This window comes from Methanothrix soehngenii GP6, from assembly GCF_000204415.1.
Lineage (GTDB): Archaea > Halobacteriota > Methanosarcinia > Methanotrichales > Methanotrichaceae > Methanothrix > Methanothrix soehngenii.
Genome location: NC_015416.1, coordinates 2424667 through 2438599 on the forward strand (window position 1 = coordinate 2424667; position 13933 = coordinate 2438599).

Annotated in this window: 15 protein-coding genes; 8 read left to right on the plus strand and 7 right to left on the minus strand. The window is 53.8% G+C overall.

The window, feature by feature from the left end; all coding sequences use genetic code 11:
• Positions 1-37: 37 nt before the first annotated feature.
• The 5 genes from MCON_RS12120 to psmB form a co-directional block, all read right to left on the minus strand.
• Positions 38-2479, minus strand: a complete 2442-nt coding sequence (locus MCON_RS12120; protein ID WP_013720248.1) for a DUF5814 domain-containing protein — start codon at positions 2477-2479, stop codon at positions 38-40.
• A 21-nt stretch (positions 2480-2500) separates the two neighbouring features.
• Positions 2501-3289: a DUF7839 domain-containing protein gene (locus MCON_RS12125; RefSeq protein WP_013720249.1), complete on the minus strand. Its 789-nt coding sequence runs from the start codon at positions 3287-3289 to the stop codon at positions 2501-2503.
• Positions 3289-3807: an ArsR family transcriptional regulator gene (locus tag MCON_RS12130; protein WP_013720250.1), complete on the minus strand. Its 519-nt coding sequence runs from the start codon at positions 3805-3807 to the stop codon at positions 3289-3291. Before MCON_RS12130 ends, MCON_RS12125 begins: the two co-directional genes overlap by 1 nt.
• Before the next feature lie 63 nt (positions 3808-3870).
• Complete coding sequence (locus MCON_RS12135) at positions 3871-5778, minus strand: beta-CASP ribonuclease aCPSF1 (protein WP_013720251.1); 1908 nt, start codon at positions 5776-5778, stop codon at positions 3871-3873.
• 20 nt (positions 5779-5798) lie between these two features.
• Complete coding sequence (gene psmB / locus MCON_RS12140; protein ID WP_013720252.1) at positions 5799-6419, minus strand: archaeal proteasome endopeptidase complex subunit beta; 621 nt, start codon at positions 6417-6419, stop codon at positions 5799-5801.
• A gap of 119 nt (positions 6420-6538) precedes the next feature.
• On the opposite strand from psmB, the gene MCON_RS12145 reads away from it, so the two are divergent.
• Together MCON_RS12145 and MCON_RS12150 are read left to right on the plus strand one after the other, a co-directional pair.
• Positions 6539-7354, plus strand: coding sequence for a DUF63 family protein (locus MCON_RS12145; protein WP_013720253.1), 816 nt, complete (start codon positions 6539-6541; stop codon positions 7352-7354).
• A 298-nt stretch (positions 7355-7652) separates the two neighbouring features.
• On the plus strand, positions 7653-7979 hold the full coding sequence (locus MCON_RS12150; protein WP_013720254.1) for a hypothetical protein: 327 nt from the start codon (positions 7653-7655) through the stop codon (positions 7977-7979).
• A gap of 16 nt (positions 7980-7995) precedes the next feature.
• Here the strand turns inward: MCON_RS12150 and MCON_RS12155 are convergent, their stop codons facing one another.
• The gene (locus MCON_RS12155) at positions 7996-9210 is read right to left on the minus strand and encodes an ISAzo13-like element ISMco6 family transposase (protein ID WP_013720255.1); all 1215 of its coding nucleotides are present in this window, start codon (positions 9208-9210) and stop codon (positions 7996-7998) included.
• Positions 9211-9254: 44 nt separating this feature from the next.
• On the opposite strand from MCON_RS12155, the gene MCON_RS15345 reads away from it, so the two are divergent.
• The 6 genes from MCON_RS15345 to MCON_RS12185 all read left to right on the plus strand — a co-directional run bounded on the left by MCON_RS15345 (position 9255) and on the right by MCON_RS12185 (position 13631).
• Positions 9255-10151 carry a tetratricopeptide repeat protein gene (locus tag MCON_RS15345; protein WP_013720256.1) on the plus strand — a complete coding sequence of 299 codons (897 nt, stop codon included), beginning with the start codon at positions 9255-9257 and terminating at the stop codon, positions 10149-10151.
• A gap of 195 nt (positions 10152-10346) precedes the next feature.
• A complete protein-coding gene (locus MCON_RS12165) occupies positions 10347-10583 on the plus strand; it encodes a type II toxin-antitoxin system HicB family antitoxin (protein WP_048133292.1) in 237 nt (78 codons plus the stop codon).
• Positions 10561-10806: a type II toxin-antitoxin system HicA family toxin gene (locus MCON_RS12170; protein ID WP_013720258.1), complete on the plus strand. Its 246-nt coding sequence runs from the start codon at positions 10561-10563 to the stop codon at positions 10804-10806. Before MCON_RS12165 ends, MCON_RS12170 begins: the two co-directional genes overlap by 23 nt.
• 175 nt (positions 10807-10981) lie before the next feature.
• The gene (locus MCON_RS16740) at positions 10982-11131 is read left to right on the plus strand and encodes a nucleotidyltransferase family protein (protein ID WP_013720259.1); all 150 of its coding nucleotides are present in this window, start codon (positions 10982-10984) and stop codon (positions 11129-11131) included.
• A 125-nt stretch (positions 11132-11256) separates the two neighbouring features.
• Entirely contained in the window at positions 11257-13107 is a 1851-nt protein-coding gene (gene cooS / locus MCON_RS12180; RefSeq protein ID WP_013720260.1) for an anaerobic carbon-monoxide dehydrogenase catalytic subunit, read from the plus strand.
• A gap of 5 nt (positions 13108-13112) precedes the next feature.
• Positions 13113-13631 carry a 4Fe-4S dicluster domain-containing protein gene (locus tag MCON_RS12185; RefSeq protein ID WP_013720261.1) on the plus strand — a complete coding sequence of 173 codons (519 nt, stop codon included), beginning with the start codon at positions 13113-13115 and terminating at the stop codon, positions 13629-13631.
• 28 nt (positions 13632-13659) lie between these two features.
• Here the strand turns inward: MCON_RS12185 and MCON_RS12190 are convergent, their stop codons facing one another.
• Complete coding sequence (locus tag MCON_RS12190) at positions 13660-13854, minus strand: ribbon-helix-helix protein, CopG family (RefSeq protein WP_048132443.1); 195 nt, start codon at positions 13852-13854, stop codon at positions 13660-13662.
• Positions 13855-13933: the final 79 nt, after the last annotated feature.

The window sequence follows — 13933 nt, forward strand, 5'->3', positions numbered from 1 at the left end:
TTTCTTATCCCTGAAACTTCCGGGTTTGGAAATCAGATCACTCCCCCTCGATCTTTTTCTTCCACTCCTCCGCCTCCTTCGCTAATTCTGGCTTTCCCAGCACTCTGGCCACAGATCCTATGGCCTCCAGATAGCGTACCATCTGGTCTAAATAGTTGATCAGATCGCCCTGGTAGGCATACATTCCATATCTATCGCTGAAGTAATCGATGATCTCTTCCGGGCTCTTGCCTTCCGCCCTCAGATCGAGAATGGACAATGATATGCTTTTTTGGACGCAGCCGCAGTAGGGAGACTCCTTGCAGGTGCAGCGGAGAAAGTCGCGGACGAAGTCCAGGCAGTATCTCTGAATCTTCCTCTCCAGCTGGTTCAGGTCGGAGCTGCTCAATAGATCCAGGAATGAGCCATGCAGAGCCCTCTGGGAGACCTGCATATGCAGCTTGGTGGATATATGCTCGGCGAACTTCAGATAAATAGCCTCAAAACCCTCCAGTTCAACTGCCACTTCCAAAGCGGATCTTCCTTTACCAATCCTCTTGGCGATGAGATTTGTCTGATCTGGGGTAAGAAAATGGGCTGCTGCTGCCGCTCCGAGGCGGGTGGGCTCAAAGCCTTTGACCAAACCGGCCCTCTCGAGAGAATTCAGGGCGCTATCCAGATCATCCAGACCCAGGGTTAGATCATGCAGCTTCTCCAGCTCCTGACGGGATCTGGAGGCGACCGCATTGGCTAAGACCTCCTCTTGCTGCTGCTCATCCGAGAACTCCGGGGCCACATCCTCCATAGCGCCATGCAGAAGGGCAAGTGCCATCTCATCCTCTGACTCCCCCCGACCAGAGGAGAACCGTCGGCCTGGCTCGGCCAAGATGTAGACCAATCCCAGGTCATGATAGCCTGGCCTGCCTGCCCTTCCCAGCATCTGGTTGAACTCGTGCACATTCAGCCAGTTGATGCCCATGGCCAGGGACTCGAAGACCACCTGGGAGGCGGGAAAGTCTACCCCGGCGGCCAACGCTGCGGTCGTCACCACAGTGCTGATCTTTCCCTGGCCAAATAGCTCCTCGATTCTCTTCCTCTCTGGATACTGCAGGCCGGCATGATAAGCTGCCGCCCCGGGGATTGCCTGAGCGAGGTTATAGCAGTTTTTGCGAGAGTTGGTGAAGATTATGGTCTGGCCACGGTAGCCGGTAGACGATATCAGCTTCTCCGCCTGGGCGACCAACTGGCGCAAGAGCATTCGCTTCTCTTTTCCCGAGGAGAAGATGAGATGGCGCTCAATGGGCACCGGCCGCACCTCGTACTCCACTAAAGCTGCATTCAACTGCTTGGCCAGGGCCCCTGGATTTCCTACTGTGGCGGAGAGGAAGATGAATTGCGCCTCTGGGGCAGCATTTCTCAGGCGGGCGATCATCCCGGCCAGACGATGGCCGCGTTCAGCATCTTCCAGCATATGAACTTCATCGATCACCACCGTTCCCACCCGCCCCAGGCTCTTTTTAGTGCGGATCACCTGATCTATGCCCTCGTAGGTGCCGGATATTATGTCGGCATTAAGGCTCTGGACGATCTTCCTCTTCTTTCCCAGACGGATGCGACTTGTTCCCACCCGAATGGAGGTCTGAAAGCCCAGTTCATTATAAGCGGAGAGCTGATCGTACTTCTGGTTGGCCAGGGCCACCAGAGGCACCAGAAACAGTAGCTTGCCCTTTCCCTGCAAAAGGTTCTTTATCCCAGCCATCTCTCCGATCAGGCTCTTACCAGTAGCTGTAGCTGATACAACCAGCTGACTTTTTCCTTCCAGGAGACCGGCGGAGATCGCCCTGGACTGGACGGGCAGGAGTCTTGTCAGCCTGCGACGCAACAGCTCCTTAAGGGGTCCAGGCAGGTCGATTGAATCCAGGGGCAGACCAGTTTCCTCATGGCTGGCGGGAATGAAATCAAACCGGGTTAGCTCAGGCTCAAGCCTCTGCAAAGATAGCAGGCCGATGACATCATCCAAAGATCGCCTCTTCTTCAGGATCCTGGCCAGATGGGACTTGGCAGGACGGCTCAGATGATGAAAATCAGCCTCTCGGAGAAGCTCTGCTGCTGCACAGTTCTCGCAGATGCGGGCGCCCTTGTAGGTTATGGCATCTCGCCCCACATAGGTCACCCTCTTCTGCCCCAGACAATGGCCGCAGACCTGGACGAAGCGGTACTGCAGCTGGTAGGACTCCAATAGCTCCATGAACCTTTTTTCCAGAGCCGAGTCCCCCCTGACAAGATAGATGGCCCCGGCTTTGCGAAGCAGCCTCATAGCATCCTCTGGAGGAAGGTACCTCTCGGCCTCATTCTCCTTCTTGACCAGGAACTTGAAGACCCTTGGCCCCTGGGGCATATCCTTCAAGCGCAAATGGCCCTCGAAGAGAACCTTGTCCCCGCTCTGGGGCAATAACTGTATGCGAGACCTGTCCGCCTGAGCAAGAACCTGAAAAGTCATCTTTGAATCTGCGAGTTCGATTCAGCCAAGAGTGAGATCTATGAGCTCGTACTTCAGGCCCTCGGACTCCAGGCGAGTTAAAAGGCCGGGGATCTGCTCGTCCACGCTCACCACCAGAGAGCTGACTCCATGGTATGCCGCCTCCACCGCGAACTCCTTGGCACCGAAGAGCACATCCGGCTTCCTGCCGGCCTTCTTCAGAGCCACCAGGGCCTCAATTCCCAGGCACCCCACCATCCTCTCCTCTGAGAGCAGGCCTTTCAAAACCTCCAGGTCAACCCCTCTCGATCCGCCTGCTTGCACTCGCGGAACCTTGCATAGGGTTATCCTCCCCTCCTCCAGGCTTATCAATCCCCGCAAGTCTGAGATGCCCACATCCTCCCCTTCGCTGGCACTGGCAATGACAATCCCGCTGGCCTCGATCTTTTCTTTTTTGTTGGCATACAATAGGCCGCCTCTCATCTCCAAGGAGACACTCTCTCCCTCGACCAAATCGGATTCAGCTATCGCCGTCCAGACGGACACATGGCTGATGATCTCCTCCATCACAACCCGAGCATATCGCTTCAGCTCAGCAGCGCTCTCCAGCAGCCACTCCACGCCCTCTTTGGTGATGCTGTAGCGCATGCGGCCGTCTGTAGTTACCAGGCCGTCTACCACCAGCTCTTTGATGTACTCGGAGATCGCCTGAGGGGTGACACCAAGCTTGTTTGCCACCTCCTTTTGGCGGAGGTTGGGCTGATGGGCAGCAATCTCAACCAGAATCTGAAAACGAGAGCTTTCCCTCTTGCTCTGCAATACATTGGCCATCAGAAATCCTCTTCATAAGGCTCTATCCGCTGTCCTCGCACCGCCAGTCCTTCTGCCCTCTTGGCCACGCCACGAATGAATACCTGACTGAGTCCCAGCTCCCGGGAAAGATTAGAAAGCGAGTTGTTGCCTCCATTAACCATCTTCTGCAGCTTCTCAGTTACCTCCCTCAGCTCCTCATCGGACATAAAAGTAAGGCTGATCAGCTCGCTCAGATCCTCCATGGTGGCTTGGAAGTTGGCCTGGATGCGAGAGTAGGTGGAATGATACTCTTTCTCTGGGCTCTCCCCGGGCTCAGGCACCCTCCACTTCGTCTCTATCAGGCCACTCTTGCGCAGAAGGGCTACGCTTCTGTGGACGCCAGCGTCATCGCCGAAAAGGCCAGCTAGCTCCCGCTCAGTTCGCCATTCCCGGCTTAGCTCATCGAATATCTTCTTATGAACGGCTGAGCCGAAGGCCTGCAATAATGGAACCAGATCTGATGGATCATTAATGATCCGCGTCCTTTTTCCAGTCACAAGAACCTCACGGTAATAACTAGGATTGACATTATGCCTTTTCTTTGATAAAGCTTTTGAAGATCAGATCAGCCTGATGGTTTCCAGGTTCATGGGAGCCATGGTGGGAATCCGGTATCTCTTGTAGATGGAGCTGGCCAGATCCAGACAGTTGCCCTCCTCGCCATGGTTGGTTAGAACCCGGCCGGGCTTGGGATATATGCGCCTCAGGTACTCCATGAGCTGCTGGCGATCGGAGTGACCGGAGAAGCCATCGACTGTTGTAACCTCCAGGTTGATCTTCACCGTCTGGGTCTTTCCGTCGACTGATAGCGGGACCTCTTTCCATCCCTTCTGAATCCGTCTTCCAAGGGTTCCCTCTGCCTGATAGCCGACGATGACTAGGGTATTCTTCTCATCCGGCCCCAGGCGCTTGAGATACTCGATCACCGGTCCGCCATTGAGCATGCCGCTCGTCGCCAGTATAACGCAAGGCGGCCCTTCGACTATCTCCGTCCTCTGCTTGGGAGACTCCACCTGGACAAAGCACTCCGCTAGGAATGGATTGATTCCTTTATGGAATATAAGATCCCGAAGATCGTTATTGAGGTACTCCGGGTATGTAGTATGAATGGCGGTGGCCTCGTAGATCATGCCGTCCAGGCAGACCGGCACCTCATCGATCACCTTCTTTCTGATCGCCTCCTCTAAGACCACCATCACCTCCTGGCTGCGGCCAACAGAGAAAGCGGGGATTACAACCTTGCCGCCCCGGTTGATGGTCTCCTTTACCACTTTGATCAGATTGACCTCCGCCTCCTTGCGAGAGGGTTGGATGCTGTTCGTCCCCCCGTAGGTGGCCTCGGTCACCAGGGTCTCCAGGCGGGGGAAGTTGCAGACCGCCGGATCGAAGAGCCTGGTTCTCTCGAACTTATAGTCTCCAGTAAAGGCCACATTATATAGGCCGTCACCGATATGGAAATGGGCGATGGACGAGCCCAGGATGTGCCCGGCGTTGTGCATAGTCAGCTTGGTATCGGGAGCAATGTCGGTAACGTCTCCATAGTTGAGGGTGATGGTATGCTTAAGCGCCTCGCGAATCATTCCTGAGTCATAGGGAAGACGGTTCCCCTCCCTGCCCGCGATCTCGATGTAATCCAGCTGCAATAGAACGAAAAGATCCCTGGTAGGTGGAGTGCAGTAGATGGGGCCCTCATAGCCGTACTTATAGAGCATGGGAACAAGGCCTGCATGGTCCAGGTGAGCATGGGTCAGGACCACCGCATCGATCTGGTTCAAGGGATAGACCTCAGGTACATAGAGGTATGGGGTGGCTGAGTCATCCGATCCCACATTTATTCCGCAGTCGATGATAATACGGGACTCTGGGGTGGAGAGGAGCATACAGCTTCTGCCCACCTCCCGACAGCCGCCTAAGGTGGTTATTCTGACCCACTGGTCCTTGGAAGCAATATCACGGTGGATCTTCCTGCCCACTGTGCGCAGGATGTTTTTTCTCTCGCTCTGCACGCTGCGCAGGTAATCCTTGATATTAGCGATGGTCGAAGATCTAACCGGCGGGGTTCTGACCACCTTCGGCGTCCAGCCGATCAGCTTTGTGATCTCCCGCAGGGTGGCACCATGGCGGCCGATCACTAGCCCGGGCTTCTCCGCCTCGATCTGCACCTCACCGGTCTCGCCGTCGAAGTGGTAGTTGGTGAGGACTGCCTCTTTGGGCACGACCTCCTGGATCTTTATTATGGCAGATTCAGGATCTGCCAATACCTTCAGGTCCGGCCGGACCACCACTCTTTTGCGAAGCTCTTTGGCGAGGTTCCTTATGATCTCGCCGTCATCAGCCACCTTCTTGGGGTCATCGGTGTAGATGACCAGCTCCGGACCCTCGAACTCCAGCCCCGTGACGTTGATGTCCGGGGGCAGTTTGCTCTGAACCTTGCGTTTGAGCTCAAAAAGTACTTCTTCTACCGACAATATTACACATCCAAAAAAGATTAAATGAGATTCATAATCTCCGAATACTCCGGCTCGCCTACCTCCTCATATTTATCTGTAATCCTAACGAGCTCGATCTTATCACCAGAAGCGGAATCTCGCTTCAAAGCGTTATGAATTGCCCTAGCCGCCAGAACAGTTCCATCCTCGACGCTGATACCCGGCTTGTACATGGCCTCCAATACGCCATAAGCGACCGGAGATCCGGAGCCAGTAGCGACAATCCTCCGTTCTTCGATCTGACCTCCCAGGGCATCCAAAGAGTAAATCCTGGGGCCGTATCTGTCCACACCGCCCATGATGAGCTGAACCATAAAAGGATAGTAGCGTCTGGATGAGAGAATATTGGCGAGCATGGTTGTGACGGCCTTGACCGTCAATCCTTCGCCTCTTTGCATCTTATAGAGCCTGGCCTCCACCTGAACCATCCGGACAAGAGACTGGGCATCACCTACACCTCCGGCAGTGGTCATACCCACCAGGTCGTCGATCTGATAGATCTTCTTGGCCTGGCTGCTGGCTATGAAGCTGCCCATGGTAGCACGGCTCTCCGATGCAAGGACTACACCTCCATCACAGAGTACACCTACCGTAGTTGTACCTTTGAACACCTCGACCATTTAATTACCTCAGCTAAAATCGGAAAATGGACAAGCATGCTTGTCGTTCTGCAATATAAATACTTTTTGCACGCCATATTTCGATCGACTGAAATACTGTGAGAGTGCAATGACCTGGTGTGATCGATTTAGCAGACTGGATATATAGGTACTACATCCACCCCATCATTTATGATACGAGCTACAACCCAGTGGACACGATCACCTGGGCGGTGGTGCTGGGCCTGGCGATACTGGGACTGGTGAAGCTCTTTCGCCACTATCGTCTGGCGATCGATGAGCGGCTGGTCTTATCTACCCTGCCCTACATCCTGGCGGGCTCGAGCTTGAGGGTGATCGAGGACGCGGAGATCGTGCAACCGCCCTGGAGCTATCTATTAATCACTCCCCTCATATTCTTCCTGGTCTTCCTGGTCACTGCCGGATCTCTGACCCTCACCAGAAGGATTCTGGGGGACCAATTCCATCACGGCTACGCCGCCATAGGCCTTGCCTGGACCCTTTTCAATCTCATGCTGCTTTTCGGGGTGGGCCTGGAGAACGGCTGGGTCATTGGGGCAGTATTCGCCCTGGGCTCCGCCCTGACTGGAGGCCTGCTCCTCTCTCGCCGCGCCATACCTAGCCTATCCTTTTTGGATGACAGGTTTAACCTCATGATCGTCTATGCCCATATGCTCGATGCCAGCTCCACCTACCTGGGAGTGGACTGGTTTGGCTACTACGAAAAGCATGTCGTCCCCACGTTCCTCATCGATCTGGCAGGAACAGCGGCGGTCATGTACCCACTGAAGTTGATCGTGCTCCTGCCCGCCCTTTTTATGATCGATAAGGCCATCGATGACCGATCCCTGAGAAACCTCACCAAGCTGGCCCTGATCACCCTGGGCCTGGCCCCGGCGGTGAGAAACACCCTGCGGCTGGCGCTGGGCGTTTGAAAGGGAAAAGATATGGAAGTCAGCTATGGCAAGGCCGGGAGAAGGAGCTGGCAAAACTTTTAAATGGTCTCCAGCCCGGCAGGCAGTCACCATCTGCGGCCCTGGAGGCATGGGAAAGACTGCTCTTGTCGCAGAAGCGATCTGACAGCTCTCACCAGGCAACGATCCGCCGGAGCAGTTTCCGGATGGCATCATCTTTCATACCTTCTACCACAAGCCTTAGGCAGCTTTAGCCCTGGAGGCCATTGCCAGGGCTTACGGAGTTGATCCGCGTACAGGAGCCTTAGATGCCGCCCGAATGGCTTTGAGCAGCCGCCAGGCTCTGATAGTACTGGATGGAACTGAGGCTGCCGACGACCTGACAGAAATCCTGTCCATCACAGGAGGCTGCGGGGTGCTCATAACCACCCGGAGGCACAGCGATGCACCTGCCGACTTCTGCGACATGCCTCCGTTACCCCTGGCCGAGGCGGTGCAACTCCTGCAATCCTGGGCCGGCACGATGGCTTCCGATGAGAAGATCTGCCAGAGCATTGTGGCATTCTGGGCGGTCTGCCCCTGGCCGTCTTCCTGGCGGGCCGCTACATGGCTCACAAGCGGCAGCTTGGGGCTTGACGCTAAATAATATATTCAATTTCTCGCTATTTTGATGTAGTTAGACGTGGTTCTATTGAATAGTTCCACATGGGATATAATTCATGTACACTAATTTTCAATCGCGCCATATCCTCGTCCAATATCTTTATTCCCGTTTCATAATCTCGGTCATCTAATCGAGCCTCTATCCTTAGCCCCTTCTTTGTCTTAGTTGATCCGATTAGCTTGATAATGGTTTCATAGCTGGATAAAGGCTTTCCTCGCCAATTCATGCTTATAAATGAGAACATGCAATGCTCGATCTTATTCCACTTGCTCGTCCCAGGTGGAAAATGACTAACCGTAATGGTTATTCCAATTTCATCAGCCAATTGCTGCAAAAAGAACTTCCATCCCCTGTTTCGGCTTCCGTTGCTCCCACCACCATCCGCGCAAATGAGCAAATTTTTGCATCCTGCATAGCGATATTTTCCAACTAAATTCCACCATTGTCTGATGCTCTCAACGGCAAATTCTGCGGTATTGTGGCTCTTTCCGATATTAACGACCCCTTCGTTTCTTTTAGGATCATAAACCCCATAAGGGATAGCGGCTCCAATCGCTTTGGATGGGAAATCATACACATTAACCAGTTCTGGTTGTCCTTTTTGCCTCCAAGTCCTGCCTGAATTCTTGTAGTTGCCGACGAGTTCCTTTTTCTTTGCATCTACAGAAATTACAGGATCACCTGCATCAATGAACTTGGCGGCTTGACTACTGACATAGCGGAATTGAGTATCTCTCTCTGGACCTGACTTACCTTCTAGGTTTTTTCGATTGGCTTGAAGCGAGTAGCCGCTTTCCTTCAATAGCCGTCTCACTGTATCATGACTTACTTTATGACCTCTCGATTGCAGTTCTTCGGCTATGGCATAGGTTGATTTATATGTCCATTTGAGAAGACTCATTGGGTCGCCTGCTGTACTCTCTTCCATTATTTTTTCTAGGTCGTTCAATAGGTTTGGCTCTCTATCTGCAACTCGTTTTCGACCACCACCCGGCTTGCGGAGCCTTTCGGGTGGCTTCAGATCTTCGTTGCTCTCAAGCTCTTGAATGCCCTTATTGATAGTAGTACGCGAAAATCCGGTTATGGCAGAGACTTTTGAGACACCACCCCATCCAAGCTCAAGAGCCTTCGCAGCTGCAAAACGCCTTGCCTGGATAGGATCTGCACCGGATAAGGCTTTTAAGAATGGTCCATAGTCTGCTTCGTTGTCCATAATATATAAACGATGTTCTACAATATAAAGTTGTCTATTTTATTTTGCGTCAACAACTTGGTTGCGAGTATCTTACCTGGCTGGAGAAGACGCCTCTGGAAGCTCTGCATCAGGGAGAGCGAGAGCATCGGAGCATCCCTCTCTTGATGGAGCACAGCCTCAAGCAGGTGAGCGATCCAGCTCGAGCCTGTCTGGGGGTAACGGGAATTCTGGCCTTGCAACCTTTCGAGGCCGAAATCATGGATATCGCTCTGGAGATATCCGCTGATGATGCGAATCGCAGCCTGGGGGAGCTGGTCGATTTCGGTCTCCTGATCCGCCCTGATACTCGCTACCAGATAACTCATGCATTGGCTCATACCTATGCCAGGGCCTGGCTGACTTCGCCAGACAGTGCACTGACCAGGCTGGCGGAGTACTATGAGGATTTCATCCGTGAGCAGATGCAGCGAGGACAGACGCGCTATGCTCTCCTGGACTCCCAAAGAGATCACATCCTGGCAGTGCGGTCAGCTTGTAATAGGGCCGGATTGTGGGAAGCTGCACGCACCATTACCTGGGCTATTGAGGAATATCTGGACCTGCAAGGGCATGGGACGGAAAGGGTTGCCGTGGTTAAGGCGGGACTGGAGGCATCTCGTTCCGATGAAGCGCGGTATGACGAAGCTTCGTTTCTGAATCTTCTGGGCCTGGCCTACGCCCGCCTGGGCGAGCCGCGAAAAGCCATCGAGCACTATGAGCAGGCCCTGAAGATCAGCAGGGAGATCGGATACAGGAGGGGCGAAGCAAACACCCACTGGAATATGAGCCTGGCGCAAGACAGCCTCGGCAAACGATCCGATGCGGTGGGGCTGGCGAAAGAAGCGCTGGCTATCTACGAGCAGATCGAGAGCCTCTACGCGGGGCGGGTGCGTCAGCAGCTGGCGGAGTGGCAGCAATAGAAAGCAATGGGTCAGGCCTGCGAATTAGTCAGACACAAGTCAATCCAGCCAGGGAATGATGAAAGATTAGCAAGGGGACGAAGATTTCTTATGATCTCCTCCCAACATCAGATGTTAAAGAACTCTCTCCAAGAACCTCTCAGTCTATTAGGAAATATCTTTAAGCTTGAAGCTCAGGAGAACAAAAGATCATTCATGGAAAAGCTGCACTTGCCAATCCTAGTCGAGATCGATGAAAACGGCTTATACATAGTTAGCTGCCCGCTCTTTAAGGGATGTCACTCCTGGGGGGAGACCATAGATGAAGCCATGAAGAACATTTCCGAGGTTGTCGATATGTGTCTGGAAGAGACCGAGATAGGCAGCTTCAATACATTTGTCGGTTTCAGAGAGCTGGAAGTCGTTCATAATGCAAAAGCTACCTGCGATTGATTCCCAGGATCTTTTGAGGTTCCTGAAGGCTCTTGGATTCATCGTCATCCGAACAAAGGGCTCCCATGTCCGACTCCGTTCAGAAGATGGTCGGTTAACTACAGTCCCGATTCATAGCAATAGGGAGATACCCAAGGGACTTTTGCGTAAAATAATACGAGAAGATCTGGAGATGAGCCTGGAGGAGTTCCTGGATCTGTATATGGATTCAAGGAAGGAATGATGCGATTTTTAGTGTCAAAGGTCAAATCTATAAGCTGGGTTGAAGATGCAAGCAATGGATATTCTTAAAGGTCATATTCAGGATATCAAGTCCTGATTTGCCGTGAAGCGGATAGGCATTTACGGCTCCTTTTCACGGGGAGAGGAGAAAGAGTCCAAGTGACATTGATATTTTGGTGGAGTTTGAAAAGCCTGCCTTCCGCAACTTCATGAACCTTTCCTTTTGCCTGGAAGATCTCTTCGGAAGAAAGGCGGATCTTGTCACCGTCAAGGGGCTGCACCCACGCATCCGGCCATATGTGGAGAAGGATGTGATAATGGTCTGAATCATAAAAAACGAGCTTCCAGTTCTCAGATCCAATATTCAGCGAATTCTCTTTAATCAAATCACCATCATTAAATAGTAAAATAGCAATTTCCTCGCTATTTGTGCTCACTATAGAGGGATTGTATGACAAACGATGTTCGCAGCAAATCAATGGACCCTGCCTGCCAGGAGATGCTACGGGCTTGTGAGAAGTCCGGCCTGGAGACCGCCTGGGACAGACTGGAAAAACAGCAGCCTCAATGCGGTTTTGGCGAGCTGGGCATATGCTGCAGAAACTGTAACATGGGACCATGCCGAATTGACCCATTTGGGGAGGGAGCAAGCAGGGGCGTTTGTGGGGCCACAGCAGACATAATAGTGGCGCGAAACCTCCTGAGAAGCATTGCCGCCGGGGCAGCAGCTCACTCCGACCACGGGAGGGATGTAGCCCATGCCTTCCAGCTCATCGTGGAGGGCAAAGCCCCCTCCTACTGCATCAAAGACCCAGAGAAGCTCGACCGGCTGATGAAAGAGTACGGCTTGGACAGCCCTGCCCTTCTCGCCGCAGCAATAATGAATGAGTTCGGCAAGCAGGACGGCCCCATCCAGTTCACCCGCCGGGTCCCTCCCCAGAGGCTCGAGCTGTGGAAGAAGCTGGGAATCGACCCCCGTGGCGTGGATAGAGAGATCGTGGAATGCATGCACCGAACCCACATCGGCGTGGACAACGACTATGTGAACCTCATACTGCACGGCCTCAGGACCAGCATCTCTGACGGCTGGGGAGGCTCCATGATCGCTACCGAGCTTCAGGACGTCATATTCGGCACTCCTAAGCCCTTATTCTCTGAGGCCAACATGGGGGTCATAAAGCCCGATCAGGTCAACCTCATCGTGCACGGCCACGAGCCCCTGCTCTCGGAGATGATAGTTGCTGCTGCTTCCGATCCAGATATGATCGAGCTGGCAAGAAACGAAGGAGCGAAGGGGATCAACCTGGCCGGGATATGCTGCACTGCCAATGAGCTGCTCATGCGCCAGGGAGTGCCAATGGCGGGCAACTTCCTCAGCCAGGAGCTGATAATGGCCACCGGCGCGGTGGAGGCGATGGTGGTGGATGTGCAGTGCATCATGCCCGCCCTGGGCCCCCTGGCCAGCTGCTTCCACACCAAGTTCATATCCACCTCGCCCAAAGCCAAGTTCCCCGGCGCGACCCACATGGAGTTCCATGAGGATACCGCTGGAGAGACGGCCAAAGAGATCGTGCGCACTGCAATCAAAAACTTCCGCAACCGCGATCCCTCCCGGGTCCAGATCCCCGATATCAAGACCCGATGCATGGCCGGATTCTCGGTAGAGGCGATAGTCTCCGCTTTAGGAGGAAGCTTAGACCCGCTGATAGAGGCCATCAAGAGCGGAAGCATCCGGGGCATAGGAGCTGTCGTGGGCTGCAACAATCCCAAGATCACTCAGGATTTCGGACATATCGGCATGGTACGGGAGTTGATCAAGAACAACGTCTTGGTCCTCACCACAGGCTGCAACGCCCAGGCCTGCGCCAAGGCTGGCCTCCTCCAGCCGGAAGCAGCAGAGAAGGCGGGCGACGGCCTGAAGGGAGTTTGCCAGGCCCTGGGAGTTCCCCCGGTCCTTCACATGGGCTCATGCGTGGATATCAGCCGCATTCTGGTCGCTGCCGCCGCCCTGGCCAATGCTCTGGGAGTGGACATAAGCGACCTGCCAGCAGCAGGGGCAGCTCCAGAATGGATGAGCGAGAAAGCGGTATCCATCGGCGCTTATGTGGTCAGTTCCGGGGTGTTCACGGTCCTCGGAACCGTTCCGCCGGTCATGGGAAGCAAAGCAGTGGCTGAGCTCTTAACCTCCGGCGCAAAGGACGTGGTGGGAGCATGCTTTGCCGTGGAGCCCGATCCGGTGAAAGCCGCCAGCCTGATGATTGAGCATATCGATAGCCAGCGCAGGAAGCTGGGCCTGGCGTGATTGCGATGAAGGAGAATAAGGAGATATTCGTCCGCTTGGAGAGGTGCATGGGCTGCCGATCCTGCGAGATGGCCTGCGCGATTGAGCACTCCATCTCCAAGAACCTCATTTCTTCTATCTCGGAGAAGCCTGTGCCCGTTCGCCTGCTTTATGTGGAGAAGGCAGAGGGCAGGAATGTGCCCATGATCTGTCGGCACTGCCAGGATGCCCCCTGCGTTGCCGTCTGCCGCACCGGAGCCCTGGTTCAGGACTCGCTAAGCGGTGTGGTGGAACGCATTGAAGAGAACTGCATGGGCTGCTGGATGTGCGCCATGATCTGCCCCTACGGAGTTGTAGGCCGGAAGAAAGAGGTGAGAATGGCGGTTAAATGCGACCGCTGCAAGAGCCTGGAGGTTCCTGCCTGTGTGGCCGCATGCCCCACGGGTGCATTGATCTATTCCACTCAGAGGGAGTTTGCGGAGATGATGAGAAAGGAGGCCGCAGCTCGCATAGCCCGCGAGGCCAGGGGGCTGGCCAAGGCATAAATTTTTTTATTTTTGCATCTCTTATTCTTCATGGTTCCTCAGTTTTCTCCGTTGCGTGAAATCTCTTTTCATGTGCTGCAATGGCATCCATTACAAGATCTCTGTATGCGGAAGTGGGAGGTTTTTTCAGGCCGATTATTAGGAGATCCCTGACGACGTCGCTCTTGCTGCGGCCAGAGGCCAATATGCGCTTCTCGATAGCCTCTAGAACATCATCTTCCACTAGTACAGATAATTGTTTCACAAGATGATATAACATAATATTTGATTGATAAAGTTTTCGTGATGTCGCAGAAACGGCT

Excerpts from the sequence above, each read along its gene's own strand:
- MCON_RS12120 (WP_013720248.1), bottom strand. The coding sequence starts at position 2,479 with ATGACTTTTCAGGTTCTTGCTCAGGCGGACAGGTCTCGCATACAGTTA.
- MCON_RS12125 (WP_013720249.1), bottom strand. The coding sequence starts at position 3,289 with ATGGCCAATGTATTGCAGAGCAAGAGGGAAAGCTCTCGTTTTCAGATT.
- psmB (WP_013720252.1), bottom strand. The coding sequence starts at position 6,419 with ATGGTCGAGGTGTTCAAAGGTACAACTACGGTAGGTGTACTCTGTGAT.
- MCON_RS12150 (WP_013720254.1), top strand. The coding sequence starts at position 7,653 with ATGGCTTTGAGCAGCCGCCAGGCTCTGATAGTACTGGATGGAACTGAG.
- MCON_RS12155 (WP_013720255.1), bottom strand. The coding sequence starts at position 9,210 with ATGGACAACGAAGCAGACTATGGACCATTCTTAAAAGCCTTATCCGGT.
- MCON_RS12165 (WP_048133292.1), top strand. The coding sequence starts at position 10,347 with ATGGAAAAGCTGCACTTGCCAATCCTAGTCGAGATCGATGAAAACGGC.
- MCON_RS12170 (WP_013720258.1), top strand. The coding sequence starts at position 10,561 with ATGCAAAAGCTACCTGCGATTGATTCCCAGGATCTTTTGAGGTTCCTG.
- cooS (WP_013720260.1), top strand. The coding sequence starts at position 11,257 with ATGACAAACGATGTTCGCAGCAAATCAATGGACCCTGCCTGCCAGGAG.
- MCON_RS12185 (WP_013720261.1), top strand. The coding sequence starts at position 13,113 with ATGAAGGAGAATAAGGAGATATTCGTCCGCTTGGAGAGGTGCATGGGC.